This window comes from Rhodococcus mengyinensis, assembly GCF_048381435.1.
Lineage (GTDB): Bacteria > Actinomycetota > Actinomycetes > Mycobacteriales > Mycobacteriaceae > Rhodococcus_F > Rhodococcus_F opacus_D.
On record NZ_JBLWIT010000145.1, the window covers coordinates 301,492 to 316,659 of the forward strand.

Here is a 15,168-nt window from a genome sequence, read left to right on the forward strand (position 1 = left end):
TTCTGGTCCGGACCACGTGCGAAACGCAGTATCTTGCGACATGCACCAAGAAGCCCGGAAGCGACCGGGCACTACTGACTGAGAAAGCTGGGGTTCCGTGCGCAGCAGATCCGATCGACTTCTGAGACTCGTCAGACGTCCGAGAGTGCCCGCGGTGATCGCCGCGCTGACGCTGCTCGTCACACTCGTCGCGCCCGGCCTCGCCGGCGCACAAGAGCCCGCACCGGGCAACAACTACACGATCGCCACCGACATCACGTTCGCCCCGTTCGAGTTCCAGGACGAGAGCGGCAAGCTCGTCGGAATCGACATGGACCTTCTCGCCGCCATCGCCGAGGACCAGGGGTTCACCTACCAGGTCAACCCCGTCGGATTCGACGCCGCACTCCAGGCGGTCACCGGCGGTCAAGCCAACGGCATGATCGCCGGCATGTCGATCACCGACGCCCGCAAGGCGACGTTCGACTTCTCCGATCCGTACTTCGAGTCGGGCGTGCAGATGGGCGTGCTCGAGAGCAACGACTCGATCACCTCGTACGAGGACCTGCGCGGCAAGTCCGTCGCGGTCAAGAACGGCACCGAGGGCGCCACGTACGCGGAGTCCATCAAGGACCAGTACGGCTTCACCACCAAGTACTTCGCCGACTCGTCGAGCATGTTCGACGAGGTCCGCACGGGTAACTCGGCGGCCGTGTTCGAGGACTACCCCGTCCTCGCCTACGGCATCAAGCAGGGCAACGGCTTCAAGACGGTCACCGACAAGGTCCCCGGCGCCAGCTACGGGTTCGCCGTCGCGAAGGGCCAGAACGCGCAGCTCTTGCAAGAGTTCAACACCGGGCTCGCCAACCTGAAGGCCAGCGGCCAGTACGACGAGATTCTCGACACCTACCTCAACTCGGACGCATCCGACGACGACAACTCGATCCTGGGCCTGATCAAGAGCACCTACCCGCTGCTGCTCGAGGGCCTGTGGCTCACGATCGTCCTGACCGTGGTCTCGATCGCCATCGCGCTCGTCCTCGGCGCGATCTTCGGATTGTTCCGGGTGTCGACCAACATCGTCCTGCGCGGCATCGGCACCACCTACGTCGACGTGTTCCGCGGCACCCCGCTGCTGGTGCAGGCGTTCTTCATCTACTTCGGCATCCCGGCGGCGCTGGACTTCCAGATGTCGGCGTTCACGGCGGGCATCATCACGCTGAGCCTCAACGCAGGCGCGTACATGGCCGAGATCGTGCGCGGCGGCATCCTGTCCGTCGACAAGGGCCAGATGGAAGCGTCGCGGAGCCTCGGCATCAGCTACCTGAAGTCGATGCAGAAGGTCGTGATGCCGCAGGCCGTGCGGACGATGATCCCCTCGTACATCAACCAGTTCGTGATCACGCTGAAGGACACGTCGATCCTGTCCGTGATCGGGCTCGCCGAGCTCACTCAGACCGGGCGGATCATCATCGCCCGCAACTTCCAGTCCTTCAACATGTGGCTGATCATCGGCGTGATGTATTTCATCATCATCATGGCGTTGACGAAGCTGTCGAACCGGCTCGAGAAGAGGATCAACAAGTGACCGAGACACCGGTGACAGAGAACAAGGCCGAGACCGCCGACCCGAAGATCCGGGTGAAGGGCCTGAAGAAGTCGTTCGGCGACAACGAGGTCCTCAAGGGCCTCGACGTCGACATCGCGAGCGGTGAAGTGGTCTGCGTGATCGGGCCGTCGGGCTCCGGCAAGAGCACGTTCCTGCGCTGCCTCAACCGGCTCGAGGACATCACGGACGGCAAGGTCGTGGTCGACGGGTTCGACGTGAGCGACAAGAAGATCGACATCGACCGGGTGCGTCAGCACATCGGTATGGTCTTCCAGCACTTCAACCTGTTCCCGCACATGACCGCGATCGAGAACGTGATGCTCGCGCCCGTGCAGACCAAGCGGGCCTCCAAGGACGAGGCGCGGGCGACGGCGGTCCGGCTGCTCGAGCAGGTCGGGTTGGCGGAGAAGGCGGACGCGAAACCGGCGAACCTGTCCGGTGGGCAGAAGCAGCGCGTCGCGATCGCGCGGGCCCTGGCGATGAACCCGGACATCATGCTGTTCGACGAGGCGACCAGCGCTCTGGACCCCGAGATGGTGGGTGAGGTACTGCAGGTTCTGCGCGACCTCGCGAAGGGTGGCATGACGATGGTCGTGGTCACGCACGAGATGGGCTTCGCCCGCGAGGTGTCCGACCGGGTGATCTTCATGGCCGACGGCTACGTGGTGGAGGAGGGAACTCCGGAGCAGATCTTCGGCGACCCGCAGCAGTCCCGCACCCAGGACTTCCTGAACAAGGTCCTCTGACACGTGAGTGGCGAAGCGTGCCGGGGGACGCTTCGCCACTCACATGGGGTCAGACGGTGGCGCGTTCCTTCGAGGCCCACGGCACCTTGTGGCCGAGCAGTCCGTCGACGCCGAACCGGCCCGATCCGACGACGGCGAGCAGCAGCGAGCCGACGCCGAGCGCCAGCACCAGCTCGTAGCCGCCCTCGCTGGCGAAGATTCCCTTGTCGACGTGCACGAGGAAGAAGGCGCCGACCATGTCGAGGAAGAGCAGGATGCCGAAGATCGGGACGGCCGCCCCGACGATGAGTGCGATTCCGCCGATCAGCTCGATCCACGTGGCGAGGAACGCCGAGATGCCGGGAAGCGGAACTCCCATGGCCTCGAAGCCGGCGGTCGTGGCGTCGAGTCCGTTGGTGAAGGCCTTCTGCCAGCCGTGGGCGAGGAAGATGATGCCGATGCCCACGCGGGCGACGAGGATTCCCAGGCTTCGAACTGCGGGGTTGTTCATGGATGTGCCTTTCATCGTGGTGTCCCCGCGCGACCGGGACGACCGTTAGTTGAACAAGCAACGATCCTAAATTGTCTAACTTGAAACTTCAACATAGGGCCTTCGGCCCCGTGCGCGCTCGACGAGTCCAGGGACTCGCTAACCACTCACGGGCCGGAGGCCGTACACGCGCTCGGCGGTCGCGGTGGACGCCTTCGCCAAGTCGTCCGGATCCTCGCCACGGATCTCGGCGAGCGCCCGGACCGTGTACGGGAGGCAGTACGGCTCGTTGGGAGCGCCCCGGAACGGGTGCGGGGTGAGGAACGGCGCATCCGTCTCGACGATCAGCTGATCCGACGGCACCAGTGGGGCCGCCTCCCGCAAGGCCTTCGCGTTCTTGAAGCTGACGGTGCCGGAGAAGCTGAGGACGTAACCGGCGTCGACGCACTCGCGCGCCATCTCGGCGTCCGAGGAGAAGCAGTGGAAGATCACCGTCTCCGGCGCGCCCTCATCGCGCAGCACCTGCAGCAGCGCCTGGTCGGCCTCCCGGTTGTGGATCATCAGCGTCTTGCCGAGCCGCTTCGCGAGGTCGATGTGCCAGCGGAAGCCCTCGGTCTGTTCGGGGACCGTGGCGCAGCCGTCGAGTTTCCCGGGCCAGTAGAAGTCGAGTCCCGTCTCCCCCACCGCGACCACCCGGGGATCACCGGCCAGTCGCTCGATCTCCGCCCGGGTCGCGTCGTCGAGCACGTTCGCCCGGGTCGGGTGGATGGCCACGGCCGCGTAGACGCGGGGATCCCAGTGCGCCGCGTCGACGGCGAACTGCGCGGCCGCCAGGTCGTCGGCCACCGTGACCACCCGCTCCACCCCGACCGCGGCGGCCCGGTCGACGATCGCCGTGACGCTCGCTGCGTCCGAGGCACCACACGCGTCGAGGTGGGTGTGCGAGTCGACGAGCGGGAACAGCGGCGCAGGGGCTTCCGGGGCGGGACGGTCTTTGCTCATGCGGACATTGTCGACGCCGCCGCCGCACGTGTCACATGCGGTACTTTCTCCCGGACGGGGAGGGAGCCGTGTCCATGACTTCGAGCTCGATGAACGGCCGCGTGATCGCAGTGACCGGTGGTGCGAGGGGAATCGGGAGGGAGATCGCCCGACAGCTGGCGCTGGCCGGCGCCCGGGTCGCGATCGGCGACGTCGACGGCGCCGCCGCCCGAAGGACGGCGGACGAACTCGACCGGGCGGGCGGGACGGTGGAGGGTCTCGAACTGGACGTCACCGACACCGCGTCGTTCGCGGCATTCCTCACGGCCGTCGAGGATCACTGGGGCCCGATCGACGTACTCGTCAACAACGCGGGCGTGATGTGGGTCGGGAGGTTCGACGAGGAACCCGAGTCCGCGACGGATCGGCAGCTCGCCGTGAACCTGCACGGCGTCATCCGCGGGGTGAGACTGGCGGCGCCGGCCATGCGTGCGCGCGGCCGCGGCCAGATCGTCACGGTGGCGTCGCTGGCGTCGAAGGTCGCACCACCCGGCGAGTCGACGTATGCCGCGACGAAACACGGCGTGCTCGGCTACCTGACCGGTGTCCGCGAGGAGCTGCGCGGGTCTGGCGTGCAGATCTCGGTGATCATGCCCGGTGTCGTCGACACCGAACTCGCGGCCGGCACGGCGACGGGCGCAGCAAAACTGCTGACACCGGCCGACGTCGCGAAGACCGTTGTCGCGGTGATCCACCGCCCCCGGTTCGAGGTCACCATCCCCCGGTACGTCGGTCCGCTGGCGCGCCTCGTCACCGTCTTCCCGCAGTTCGCCCGCGACTTCGCGATCCGCCGGATGGTCCCCGACCAGGTCAGGTCCACGAACAAGTCGGCCCGCGCGGCGTACGAGTCACGCACGGTCACCGATGAGGACGGCACCGGACCGGCCTAGAACCCGAATCTGCGCGTCACGAAACGGCGGCGCGCAGATAGAGTGGTCGCACCATGAATGCTGCTGATTCCACCGCCTCGCGGCCACCTTTCTATCTGACGACGGCGATCGCGTACCCGAACGGCGTCCCGCACATCGGCCACGCCTACGAGTACATCTCCTCCGACGCCCTCGCACGCTTCAAGCGTCTGGACGGGTTCGACGTCTACTTCATGACGGGAACCGACGAGCACGGCCTGAAGATGCAGCAGACGGCGGCCAAGGAAGGCATCGACGTCCGTGAGCTCGCCGCGCGGAACTCGGACGTGTTCGAGGCCATGGACAAGACGTTGAACATCTCCTTCGACCGGTTCATCCGCACCACGGATGCCGATCACGAAGAAGCCAGCAAGGCGATCTGGCGGAGGATGCTCGACAACGGCGACATCTACCTCGACACGTACTCAGGCTGGTACTCGGTCCGCGACGAGGCGTTCTACACCGAGGCCGAGACCACTCTGCAGGACGACGGTTCACGCCTGTCCACCGAGACGGGCACCCCGGTCGAGTGGACGGAGGAGTCCACGTACTTCTTCAAGCTGTCCGAGTACCAGGACAAGCTGCTCCGGCTGTACGAGGAGAACCCCGACTTCATCGCGCCCGCGACGCGGCGCAACGAGATCGTCAGCTTCGTCAAGGGCGGACTGAAGGACCTGTCGATCTCCCGCACGACGTTCGACTGGGGCGTTCCGGTCCCCGACCACCCCGAGCACGTGATGTACGTGTGGGTGGACGCGCTCACCAACTACCTGACCGGCGCCGGATACCCCGACACCGACTCCGAGCAGTTCGGCAAGTTCTGGCCGGCGAACCTGCACATCATCGGCAAGGACATCACCCGGTTCCACACCGTCTACTGGCCGGCGTTCCTGATGTCGGCGGGAATCGAACTGCCGAAGCGCGTCTTCGTGCACGGATTCCTCTACAACAAGGGCGAGAAGATGTCGAAGTCGGTCGGCAACGTCGTCGACCCCGTCGCCATGGTGGAGCAGTACGGCCTCGACGCCGTGCGCTTCTTCCTGCTCCGTGAGATTTCCTACGGTCAGGATGGAAGCTACAGCCACGAGGCCATCGTCACCCGGATCAACGCCGACCTGGCGAACGAGCTCGGCAACCTCGCGCAGCGGTCGCTGTCGATGGTCGCGAAGAACTGCGACGCCCAGGTCCCGACCCCCGGCGAGCTGACCGAGGACGACGCGGCGATGCTCGCGCAGGCGGATGCGCTGCTCGAGCGGGTTCGCGCCGAATACGACGTCCAGGCACTGCATCTCGCGCTGGAGGCGATCTGGTCGGTTCTCGGCGAGACCAACCGGTACTTCTCCAAGCAGGAGCCCTGGGTTCTGCGGAAGACGGATCCGGAGCGGATGGCGACGGTGCTGTACGTGACGCTCGAGGTGGTGCGGATCGTCGGCATCCTCGTGCAGCCGGTGATGCCGGACGCCGCGGAGAAGATCCTCGACCTCCTGGGCCAGAAGGCCGATGCGCGGCAGTTCAGCGACCTTTCGACGCGCATCGTGGCGGGCACCCCGTTGCCGGCGCCGTCGGGCGTGTTCCCGCGTTACGTGGAGGACTGATCCACGCGGGGTCCGTTGTTGTCGGACCCCGCATGCAGACTCTCCCCATGACGCCGAATAGAACATACATTCGATCTCCTCACGGTGGATTCGGGAACGGAGCGCGCGTGTTCGACGACGAAGTGAGCCCCCAGGCCGCCGCGGCAGTCCACACCCTGATGGGTGAGTTGTCGGCCGCGTACGAGCGTGGGTGGCAGCCCGCCGACGTCGTGCATCTGGCGCGGAGATCGAAGGAGCCGTCCGACGCGGCGCTGGCGGCGGCCCTGGTGCTGCACGAGGCGGAGCGCACGCGGGCCGCGCACCGGGCGCCGCGGGACTGGGTGGAGCAACTCCGCACCATCGGCGAGCAGTACCCGGGCGCCTCGCACCTGGCGGGGCGCGTGCCGGTCGACGGTCCCGACGTTCGGGCGCTGGCGGCCGGGCTGCTGTTCGAAGACCCGTACCACTCCGTCTACCAGCTCACCGACCTGTCGCTGACGTGGACGAATCTGCCCGGCTGGACGGTGCTCGCTCCCCCGCCGTCGACGTGGCCCGTCGTGCGGGTCGGCGACCCGGCCGCGGCCGTGCCGGGTGAGACCGAGGCCGACGCGAAGGTGCTCAACAGGATCCGCGGGCTGCTCGCGAAGGCCGAGGCCACCGATTTCGCGGAGGAGGCGGAGATCTTCACCGCGAAGGCGCAGGAGTTGATGACGCGCTACGCGATCAACGCCGCTCTCCTCCACACCCAGAACGGGGTGGGCAATACGGCGGTACACAGTCGCCGCATCCACCTGGAGAATCCGTACGTCAAGGAGAAGGTGCACCTCCTCACCGAGATCGGTGACTCCAACCGGGTACGCACCGTGTGGTTCAGCTCCCTCGCCATCGCAACCGTGGTCGGAACCCCCCTCGACCTCCAACAGGTCGACATGCTGTTCACCTCGCTGCTCGTGCAGGCGACGCGCGCAATGCAATTCGCGGACGCCGACAGTCGCAGTGGTTCACGCACCACGTCGTTCCGGAAGGGTTTCCTCGCGGGCTTCGCCAGCCGCATCGGGCAGCGGTTGCGCGATGCCGACAGCCGGGCCACGGCCGAGGCCGCCGACGAGGCGTCGATCCCGGTCGACGATCTGCTGCCGATTCTGGCCACCAAATCCGAGGCCGTCGACGCCGAGTTCGACCGCCTGTTTCCGCGTACCAAAAAGGCGCGCGGCAGGGCCGTCGACGCCAACGGCTGGTACGCCGGACAGGCCGCCGCCGACGACGCGTCGCTGGCTCCCGGGGAGCGTGCCCTCCGGCGGTAGCGCTCGCAGGCCGACTAGTCCTTCCGGGAGGCCAGCACCGTTTCGTAGAGCTCCCGCTTCGACACGCCGGTGGTGGCGACGAGCGCGCACGCATCCTTGAGCCGGGTGCCGTCCGCGACGAGTCGCTCCACCTCGTCGACGAGGTCGGCGGGGTCGGACGCGACGAGGGTGGCTCCCTCCACCACCACCGTGATCTCGCCGCGGACGCCCTCGGCGGCCCACTCGGCGAGTTCGGCGAGGGTGCCGCGGCGGACCTCCTCGTACGTCTTGGTCAGTTCCCGGCAGACGGCGGCGCGGCGGGTTCCGCCGAGCACCTCGACCGCGTCCGCCAGGCAGTCGGCGAGCCGGTGCGGTGCCTCGAAGAACACGCACGCGCGCTGCTCGGCGACCAGGGCCTGCAACCACGTCTTGCGCTGGCCCTGCTTCCGGGGCGGGAAGCCGTCGAAGCAGAACCGTTCGACAGGCAGCCCGGACAGCGCGAGCGCCGTCGTCACCGCCGACGGTCCGGGCAGGCACGTCACCGCCAGGTCCTCGGCCACGCACGCCGACACCAGCCGGTACCCGGGGTCGCTGACGGAGGGCATGCCGGCGTCGGTGACGAGGAGAACGGTCTTGCCGGATGCGACGTCGGCGACGAGGGCGGGCAGCCGGGCCGTCTCGACCTGGTCGTAGAAGCTGACGACCTTGCCGGTGATCGTCACGTCGAGAGCGGAAGCGAGCGCTTTGGTGCGGCGGGTGTCCTCGGCGGCGACGACGTCGGCCGTCCCGAGCGCCGTACGCAGTCTCGGCGAGGCGTCACCCACGTCCCCCATCGGTGTTGCGGCGAGCACTAGGCGACCAGTCATGACCCACAGCCTACGATTGCGGCGTGACGATGCTGACGGACGAGCGACCGACGCCCTCCGCACGACAGCCGTCCATGGTCGGACCGGCGCCGCTCGTGCCGCCCCCCGACTTCGGTCCCGTCGACCGCGCCCGCGGCTGGGTGGTCACTCTGTTCGTCACGGCGATCGCGGCGATCACCCGGTTCACGATGCTCGGTTACCCGACCGACGCGGGCACTCCCGTGTTCGACGAGAAGCATTACGCGCCGCAGGGCTGGCAGGTGCTCACCGGCGGCTGGCTCGAGGACAACCCCGGCTACGGACTGGTGGTGCATCCGCCCATCGGCAAACAGCTGATCGCGATGGGCGAGGCGATCTTCGGCTACAGCGGCTGGGGTTGGCGTTTCGCCTCCGCGGTGGCCGGCACGATCATGGTCCTGCTGGTGATCCGCATCGTCCGCCGGCTCACCCGATCGACTCTGATCGGCGGCCTCGCCGGGATCCTGCTGGTTGCGGACGGCGTCACGTTCGTCTCGTCCCGGCTCGGCATGCTCGACATCTTCCTTGCGGTGTTCGCGGTCGCCGCTCTGGGCTGCCTGGTGGTGGACCGCGACCAGGTCCGCGAGCGGATGGCCCGCGTGTACGACGAGGGCCGGATCGGCGACAGCGACTGGGGTCCGCGACTCGGGGTGCGCTGGTGGCGGTTCGGCGCGGGGATCATGCTGGGTCTGGCGTGCGGCACCAAATGGTCGGGCATCTACTTCATCGTGTTCTTCGGACTTCTGAGCGTCGCATTCGACGTGTCGGCCCGGCGCGCCTACGGGGTGCGGCGACCGTGGTTCGGTGCCGGCGTCCGCGACGTGGGCCCGGCGCTGTACGCGCTGGTCGTCGTGCCGCTGTTCGTGTACCTCGCCAGCTACTGGGCGTGGTTCGCCAGCGAGACGGGTGTGGACCGGCATGCCGTGGGCAACGAGATCGGGACGGGCGGCACCTGGTCGTTCGTGCCGGGCGCACTCCGGTCGTTGTGGTACTACAGCGGCAACGTCCTGCAGTTCCACGAAGGCCTCACCAATTCGGCGGGCAATCATCACCCGTGGGAGTCGAAGCCGTGGACGTGGCCGATGGGTCTGCGCCCGATGCTGTACTACTTCGCCGAAGGTGATCACGTCACCGGCTGCGGCGCGTCGAGTTGCGTCAAGGCCGTCATGCTCATCGGGACGCCCGCGATGTGGTGGCTGGCACTGCCGATGCTCGCGTGGGCGCTGTGGCAGACCGTGGTGCGGAAGGACTGGCGGTACGCCACCGTCCTCACCGCCTACGGTGCCGCGTTCCTGCCGTGGCTGACCACCCTGGACCGCCAGATGTACTACTTCTATGCGGTGGCGCTGGCGCCGTTCATGGTGATGGGTCTCGCGCTGGTCCTGGGCGACATCCTGGGTAGCGCGAAGGCGTCGCTCGAACGGCGCACCACGGGCCTGCTCGCCGTCTGCCTCTATGTGGGGCTCGTGGTTGCCAACTTCATCTGGTTGTGGCCGATCCTCACGGCCGTCCCGATCACCCCGGACACGTGGCAGCACCAACTGTGGCTTCCCAGCTGGCGCTGACCCCAGAATTATCCCAGCTGGCGCTGACCCCGGAATGAGTCGAGCCGCCCGGGTCCCGTGGGACACCGAGCGGCTCGCAGACTGTTTCTCTAGCGGGACGAGATCCGGTCGCGACGACGTTTGGCCGCCACTCTCCGCATCTCTCTCCGCATTTCCCGGCCGTCGACGATCATCTGGTCGCGGGACAGATCCTTGTAGAGCGAGAAACACAAGCCGATCATCACGAGGACGAACGGCGCAGCAGCGATGATCGTCATCGTCTGCAGTCCGTCCAGCGCGGTGTCGCCGCCGGTCCACAGAATGAGCGCGGCCACGCCACCGGTGAGCACACCCCAGAACACGACCACCCAGCGCTGCGGTTCCAGCGAACCGCGCTGCGAGAGGGTGCCCATCACCATCGATGCGGCGTCGGCGCCGGAGACGAAGAAGATCCCGACGAGGATCATCACCAGGACGGTCGTGATGCCGGTGAGCGGCAGGTGGTCGAGCATGCCGAACAGCTGCCCCTCCTGGGTGTCCTGTCCCGCGAGGTCGATTCCGTCACGCTGCTCGCTGATCCCGGCACCACCGAAGATCGCGAACCACACGAGGCTCACGGCGCTCGGCACCACGATCACGCCAACCACGAACTGGCGGATGGTCCGGCCGCGGCTGATGCGTGCCAGGAACATGCCGACGAACGGGGTCCAGGAGATCCACCACGCCCAGTAGAAGATGGTCCACGAGGACAACCATTCGCCGGTCGCCGGATCGGACGACGCTCCCGTGCGGGCCGACATCTGCGCAAGCTGCGCGGCGTAGGCGCCGATCGTCGTGGGCAGCAGGTTGAGGATCAGGACCGTCGGTCCCACGACGAACACGAACAGGGCCAAGATGACGGCGAGCACCATGTTGGTGTTGGAGAGCCACTGGATGCCCTTGGCGACACCCGACACGGCGGACGCCACGAACGCGAGGGTCAGCAGGGCGACGATGGCGACCAGCAGGAACGTGCTGACCTCCGACATCCACCCGACGACCTGGAAACCGGACCCGATCTGCAGTGCGCCGAGGCCCAGCGAAGCGGCGGTGCCGAACAGCGTCGCGAAGATCGCGAGGACGTCGATGAACTTCCCGATCGGCCCCTCCGCGCGGCGGCCGAGCAGCGGGATGAAGGCGGAGCTGAACAGCTGCTTGCGACCCTTGCGATACGAGCCGTACGCGATCGACAGTCCGACAACCGCGTACATCGCCCAGGGGTGCAGGCTCCAGTGGAACATGGTGGTGGCCATCGCAGTTCCGATGCCCCCGCTTGAACCCGGAGGGGGTGTCACGTAGTGCGCGAGCGGTTCGGCGACACCGAAGAACATCAGTCCGATGCCCATGCCGGCGCTGAACATCATCGCGATCCAGCTGACCGTCCGGAACTCGGGCTTCTCGCCGTCCTTGCCGAGCGGGATGTGACCGAACTTGCTGAACGCGAGCCACAGTGAGAAGAGGACGAATCCGGACGCCGACAGGACGAACAACCAGCCCATGTCGGTAACCAGCCAGCCGAGTGCCTTGCCGGTCGTGGAGTCGAGATTGTCGGGGGCCACGAGCCCCCAGACGACGATTGCCGAGACCGCGGCGGCAGCGGCGGAGAACACGACGCGGTCGGTGCGAACACCGACCCGTTTGAGCCCTCCGCCGACGCTCGCGTCAGCGGTCTCGGAACCTTGATCAGGCAGATCAGTATTCATTGCCATGAACAACTACGTTGGTCATTTTTGATGGTAAAAGCAAGCTAGCCCATCGCTTCACACCGAATCGAGACCCAGCCTACGGCATCGTTACGCTGCGGTTTTTCCCCATCCCGAGCCTCTTCCGAGAAGCCCGTCGATACTGAGGCGTCCGGCACCGATCACGGCGAGAAGCAGCGACCCGACGCCGAGTGCGACGACGAGTTCGTACCCGCCGTTCGCGACGAGGACGCCCTTGTCCGCGTGCACCAGAATCAGCGCTCCGAGCATGTCGAGGAACAGCAGAATTCCGGCGATCGGTGTGGCCACCCCCACGATGAGAGCAAATCCACCCGCGAGTTCGATAGTGGCGGCCGCAACAGCCGAAATGTCGGGAAGCGGGACGCCCATGTCGGCGAACGACGCCTGTGTGGCCTTCACTCCGTAGTCGAAGAACTTCTGCCAGCCGTGCGCGACGAAGACGACGCCGAGTCCGATCCGGGCAATCAGTAGTGCGAGGTCGCGGAAGAGTGCGGAAGCCATACCGAGTGTCTACCTTTCTGGGGTCACACCTTCTGGATGCGGCGCCGTCCTCATTCGGCGCCGCGGAGAGCGGACTGCACGAAGCCGAGGATCTCCTCGTCGGACACCCCCAGCTTCCGCAGGTCCTGCACATACCGTGTTGCGGCCTTCTCGGCGCCGGCGCGAATGGGGTCACCGCCGCTCGCGATGAACGTGCCCTGCTTGCCCCGGGTTTCGATGACACCCTGCTCGCCGAGTTCCCGGTACGCCTTGGCCACCGTGTTCGGGGCCAGACCCACCTCGACGGCGAGCGCGCGGACCGTGGGAATCTTCGTTCCCGCGATCAGTTGCCCACTGCGCACCTGCTCGATGATCTGCAATCGCAACTGATCGAACGGGGCGGTCGACGAATCCGGATCGATGTCGATGTCCACGGCCGGCGCCACCTCCGTTGTTCCACGCGTTGTATCAGACCGTAGTTGCGCGGTTGCGGCGCCGCAATGCTTACACCGCGGCGACGGCCTCCTCGATCGGTGTCGGGCCGGATGTCAGCATCAGCGTCTTCTTCGCAGTGTTCGGATGGTCGAGGAGCGCCGCGACCACTGCGGCGACGTCGGCGCGCGGGACGGTGCCGCGCTCGAGGGGAGGCGCAGTGAGCGTGACGTGACCCGTCGGGTCGTCGTCGAGCAGACCCCCCGGACGGAGAATCGTCCAATCGAGGTGGGTGCGGGCGCGCAAGTCTTCCTCGGCGGCCGTCTTCGCGACGAGGTAGGCCGCGAACACCTCGTCGGTGCCCTCGGGGATCGGCTCCCCCGCCCCGAACGAACTGATCTGGACGAATCGCCGCGTTCCCGCCTTCTCGGCGGCGTCCGCGAGGAGAACCGCGGCCCCGCGATCGACGGTGTCCTTGCGGGCGATGCCGCTGCCCGGGCCTGCGCCTGCGGCGAAGACCGCGGCGTCCGCACCGACGAGCGTCTTCGCGACGTCGTCCGCGTTCGCCCTCTCCAGATCGATCACCACCGGTTCGGCGCCGAGCGCCGCCACCTCGTGCTCGTGATCGGGGTTGCGGATCAGCGCGACCGCGCGGTCACCGCGCGCGGTGAGAATCTTGATGAGGTGACGGGCGATCTTCCCGTGCCCACCCGCGATGACGATGCGCCGCGGAGTCGCGTCCCTGTGCTCGGCCATGATCGATCTCCCTCTTTCGTCGACTATTCACGAGTTACTACCCTGGTTCAGCGCTCCCTGCGGGCAGGTTTGTTCCCCGGTGCAGAATGTCGGGTATGGCGAACACCGCGACCATCTACCACAACCAGCGATGCAACACGTCCCGCACCGTCCTCGGACTGATCCGGGACGCGGGCATCGAACCGACCGTCGTGAAGTACCTCGAGACCCCGCCCTCTCGGGACGGGTTGCGCAAACTACTCGACGACGCCGGGCTGAAGCCGAGTGAGGCGGTCCGCAAGAAGGAGACCGCCTTCAAGGAACTCGGGCTCGCCGAGGCGTCGGAGGACCAACTGCTGGAGGCGATGGTGGACAACCCCATCCTCATCGAGCGGCCCATCGTAGTGACGGACAAGGGCACCGTCCTCGCCCGCCCGGCCGAGAAGGTCCGCGAGGTCCTCTAGGCGCTGCGCGCTCGTGCGCCTTTCTGGTAGGCGTATTCAGTCGGTCGACGCAACATCCCTGGTAAGGAAGGGTGTTGTGGATGGTGTTCAAGGGGCGGCCGCCGATCGAGCGGCGAGTGCGGGAGCAGTTCTGGGAGTGTTTGCGGGCGGGGCAGGACACGGTCAGCGCGGCGTGTGAGGTGCAGGTCTCGCTGACCCAGATGCGGCGGTGGCTGGTGCAGGTCGGTGGAGTGCGTCCCCGCCGACCTGTTCCCCCGTCGGGGCGGTATCTGTCGCTGTCCGAGCGGGAGCAGATCGACGAATTCCGCCGGGACGGGTGGACGATCCGGGCGATCGCCCACGCACTGGGCCGCAGCCCGTCCACGATCAGCCGGGAACTGCGGCGGGCGTTGTCCTCTCGCGGGAAGTATCTGGCCTCACGGGCCCAACGGGACGCCGAGGCCCGCGCCCGGCGCCCCAAGACCGCCAAGCTCGCCGCCCACGCCGAGTTGCGGGAGCAGGTGCAGGGGTGGCTGGGTGAGGACTTGTCACCGCAGCAGATCTCGCACAAGCTCAGGCGGGAGTATCCGAGCCGGCCGGAGATGTGGGTGTCACACGAATCGATCTATCAGGCGTTGTTCGTCCAGTCCCGGGGAGCGTTGACGCGGGAGCTGACCGCCCATCTGCGGACCGGCCGCTACCTGCGTAAACACCGAAGCACGGTCGGTGAGCGGCGGGGGAAGTTCCCGGACATGGTGATGATTTCCGAGCGTCCCGCCGAGGTCGAGGACCGGGCGGTGCCCGGGCACTGGGAGGGCGATCTGATCATCGGGGCGAACAACAAGTCGGCGATCGGGACGTTGGTGGAGCGGTCGACCCGGTTCGTGATGCTGTTGCACCTGCCGGATGGGCATTCCGCCGAGCAGGTGCGGTCGGCGATGACCCGCAAGATCACCGAGCTTCCCCAGCACCTTGCCAAGTCGATCACCTGGGATCAGGGTGCGGAGATGAGTCAGCACGCCCGGTTCACTGTCGAGACGGGGGTGCCGGTGTATTTCTGTGATCCGCGTTCGCCGTGGCAGCGCGGGACGAACGAGAACACAAACGGCTTGCTGCGCCAGTACTTCCCCAAGGGGATCGCGTTGGACGGGTTCGAAGAGGTCTACCTCGACGTGGTGGCCGATAAACTCAATCGTCGTCCCCGTATGACGCTCGACTGGGACAGTCCAGCCGAGCGTCTCGGGAAACTCGTTGTTGCGACGGCCGCTTGAAAACGCC

Annotated in this window: 15 protein-coding genes; 8 read left to right on the forward strand and 7 right to left on the reverse strand. The window is 67.0% G+C overall.

Annotated features, from left to right (window positions below; translation table 11 throughout):
• Window positions 1–97: 97 nt before the first annotated feature.
• Both ACNJ7E_RS37830 and ACNJ7E_RS37835 read left to right on the forward strand, forming a co-directional pair.
• Complete coding sequence (locus tag ACNJ7E_RS37830) at window positions 98–1,567, forward strand: amino acid ABC transporter substrate-binding protein/permease (protein ID WP_373418917.1); 1,470 nt, start codon at window positions 98–100, stop codon at window positions 1,565–1,567.
• A complete protein-coding gene (locus tag ACNJ7E_RS37835; RefSeq protein WP_202714949.1) occupies window positions 1,564–2,334 on the forward strand; it encodes an amino acid ABC transporter ATP-binding protein in 771 nt (256 codons plus the stop codon). Before ACNJ7E_RS37830 ends, ACNJ7E_RS37835 begins: the two co-directional genes overlap by 4 nt.
• A 49-nt stretch (window positions 2,335–2,383) precedes the next feature.
• Here ACNJ7E_RS37835 and ACNJ7E_RS37840 read toward each other — a convergent pair whose 3' ends face one another.
• On the reverse strand, window positions 2,384–2,824 hold the full coding sequence (locus tag ACNJ7E_RS37840) for a DoxX family protein (protein WP_280781608.1): 441 nt from the start codon (window positions 2,822–2,824) through the stop codon (window positions 2,384–2,386).
• A 138-nt stretch (window positions 2,825–2,962) separates the two neighbouring features.
• Window positions 2,963–3,805, reverse strand: coding sequence for a TatD family hydrolase (locus ACNJ7E_RS37845; protein ID WP_280781378.1), 843 nt, complete (start codon window positions 3,803–3,805; stop codon window positions 2,963–2,965).
• 35 nt (window positions 3,806–3,840) lie between these two features.
• Between ACNJ7E_RS37845 and ACNJ7E_RS37850 the strand changes: the two genes are divergently transcribed.
• The 3 genes from ACNJ7E_RS37850 to ACNJ7E_RS37860 are packed head-to-tail and all read left to right on the forward strand — an operon-like array spanning window position 3,841 to window position 7,630.
• On the forward strand, window positions 3,841–4,734 hold the full coding sequence (locus ACNJ7E_RS37850) for an SDR family oxidoreductase (protein ID WP_280781377.1): 894 nt from the start codon (window positions 3,841–3,843) through the stop codon (window positions 4,732–4,734).
• A gap of 53 nt (window positions 4,735–4,787) precedes the next feature.
• Window positions 4,788–6,347, forward strand: a complete 1,560-nt coding sequence (metG, locus tag ACNJ7E_RS37855) for a methionine--tRNA ligase (protein WP_280781376.1) — start codon at window positions 4,788–4,790, stop codon at window positions 6,345–6,347.
• A gap of 47 nt (window positions 6,348–6,394) precedes the next feature.
• Window positions 6,395–7,630, forward strand: a complete 1,236-nt coding sequence (locus ACNJ7E_RS37860; RefSeq protein ID WP_418342252.1) for a DUF2786 domain-containing protein — start codon at window positions 6,395–6,397, stop codon at window positions 7,628–7,630.
• A gap of 14 nt (window positions 7,631–7,644) precedes the next feature.
• Here the strand turns inward: ACNJ7E_RS37860 and rsmI are convergent, their stop codons facing one another.
• Window positions 7,645–8,475, reverse strand: coding sequence for a 16S rRNA (cytidine(1402)-2'-O)-methyltransferase (gene rsmI, locus ACNJ7E_RS37865; protein WP_280781374.1), 831 nt, complete (start codon window positions 8,473–8,475; stop codon window positions 7,645–7,647).
• A gap of 74 nt (window positions 8,476–8,549) precedes the next feature.
• Between rsmI and ACNJ7E_RS37870 the strand changes: the two genes are divergently transcribed.
• Window positions 8,550–10,058 carry a dolichyl-phosphate-mannose--protein mannosyltransferase gene (locus tag ACNJ7E_RS37870; RefSeq protein ID WP_280781607.1) on the forward strand — a complete coding sequence of 503 codons (1,509 nt, stop codon included), beginning with the start codon at window positions 8,550–8,552 and terminating at the stop codon, window positions 10,056–10,058.
• An 89-nt stretch (window positions 10,059–10,147) separates the two neighbouring features.
• On the opposite strand, the gene ACNJ7E_RS37875 is transcribed toward ACNJ7E_RS37870, so the two are convergent.
• The 4 genes from ACNJ7E_RS37875 to ACNJ7E_RS37890 form a co-directional block, all read right to left on the reverse strand.
• Window positions 10,148–11,779 carry a BCCT family transporter gene (locus ACNJ7E_RS37875; protein WP_411194575.1) on the reverse strand — a complete coding sequence of 544 codons (1,632 nt, stop codon included), beginning with the start codon at window positions 11,777–11,779 and terminating at the stop codon, window positions 10,148–10,150.
• Between the two features lie 90 nt (window positions 11,780–11,869).
• Window positions 11,870–12,301 (reverse strand): DoxX family protein, encoded by a 432-nt coding sequence (locus tag ACNJ7E_RS37880; protein WP_418342253.1) that lies wholly within the window; start codon window positions 12,299–12,301, stop codon window positions 11,870–11,872.
• A 50-nt stretch (window positions 12,302–12,351) separates the two neighbouring features.
• Window positions 12,352–12,726: a GntR family transcriptional regulator gene (locus ACNJ7E_RS37885; RefSeq protein ID WP_016883479.1), complete on the reverse strand. Its 375-nt coding sequence runs from the start codon at window positions 12,724–12,726 to the stop codon at window positions 12,352–12,354.
• Window positions 12,727–12,784: 58 nt separating this feature from the next.
• Window positions 12,785–13,468, reverse strand: coding sequence for an NAD(P)H-binding protein (locus ACNJ7E_RS37890; protein WP_283331505.1), 684 nt, complete (start codon window positions 13,466–13,468; stop codon window positions 12,785–12,787).
• Between the two features lie 95 nt (window positions 13,469–13,563).
• Here ACNJ7E_RS37890 and arsC point away from each other — a divergent pair, with 95 nt between their 5' ends.
• Window positions 13,564–13,911 (forward strand): arsenate reductase (glutaredoxin), encoded by a 348-nt coding sequence (gene arsC, locus ACNJ7E_RS37895; protein WP_477952930.1) that lies wholly within the window; start codon window positions 13,564–13,566, stop codon window positions 13,909–13,911.
• An 80-nt stretch (window positions 13,912–13,991) separates the two neighbouring features.
• Entirely contained in the window at window positions 13,992–15,161 is a 1,170-nt protein-coding gene (locus ACNJ7E_RS37900) for an IS30 family transposase (protein ID WP_418339463.1), read from the forward strand.
• The last annotated feature ends 7 nt before the right edge of the window (window positions 15,162–15,168 follow it).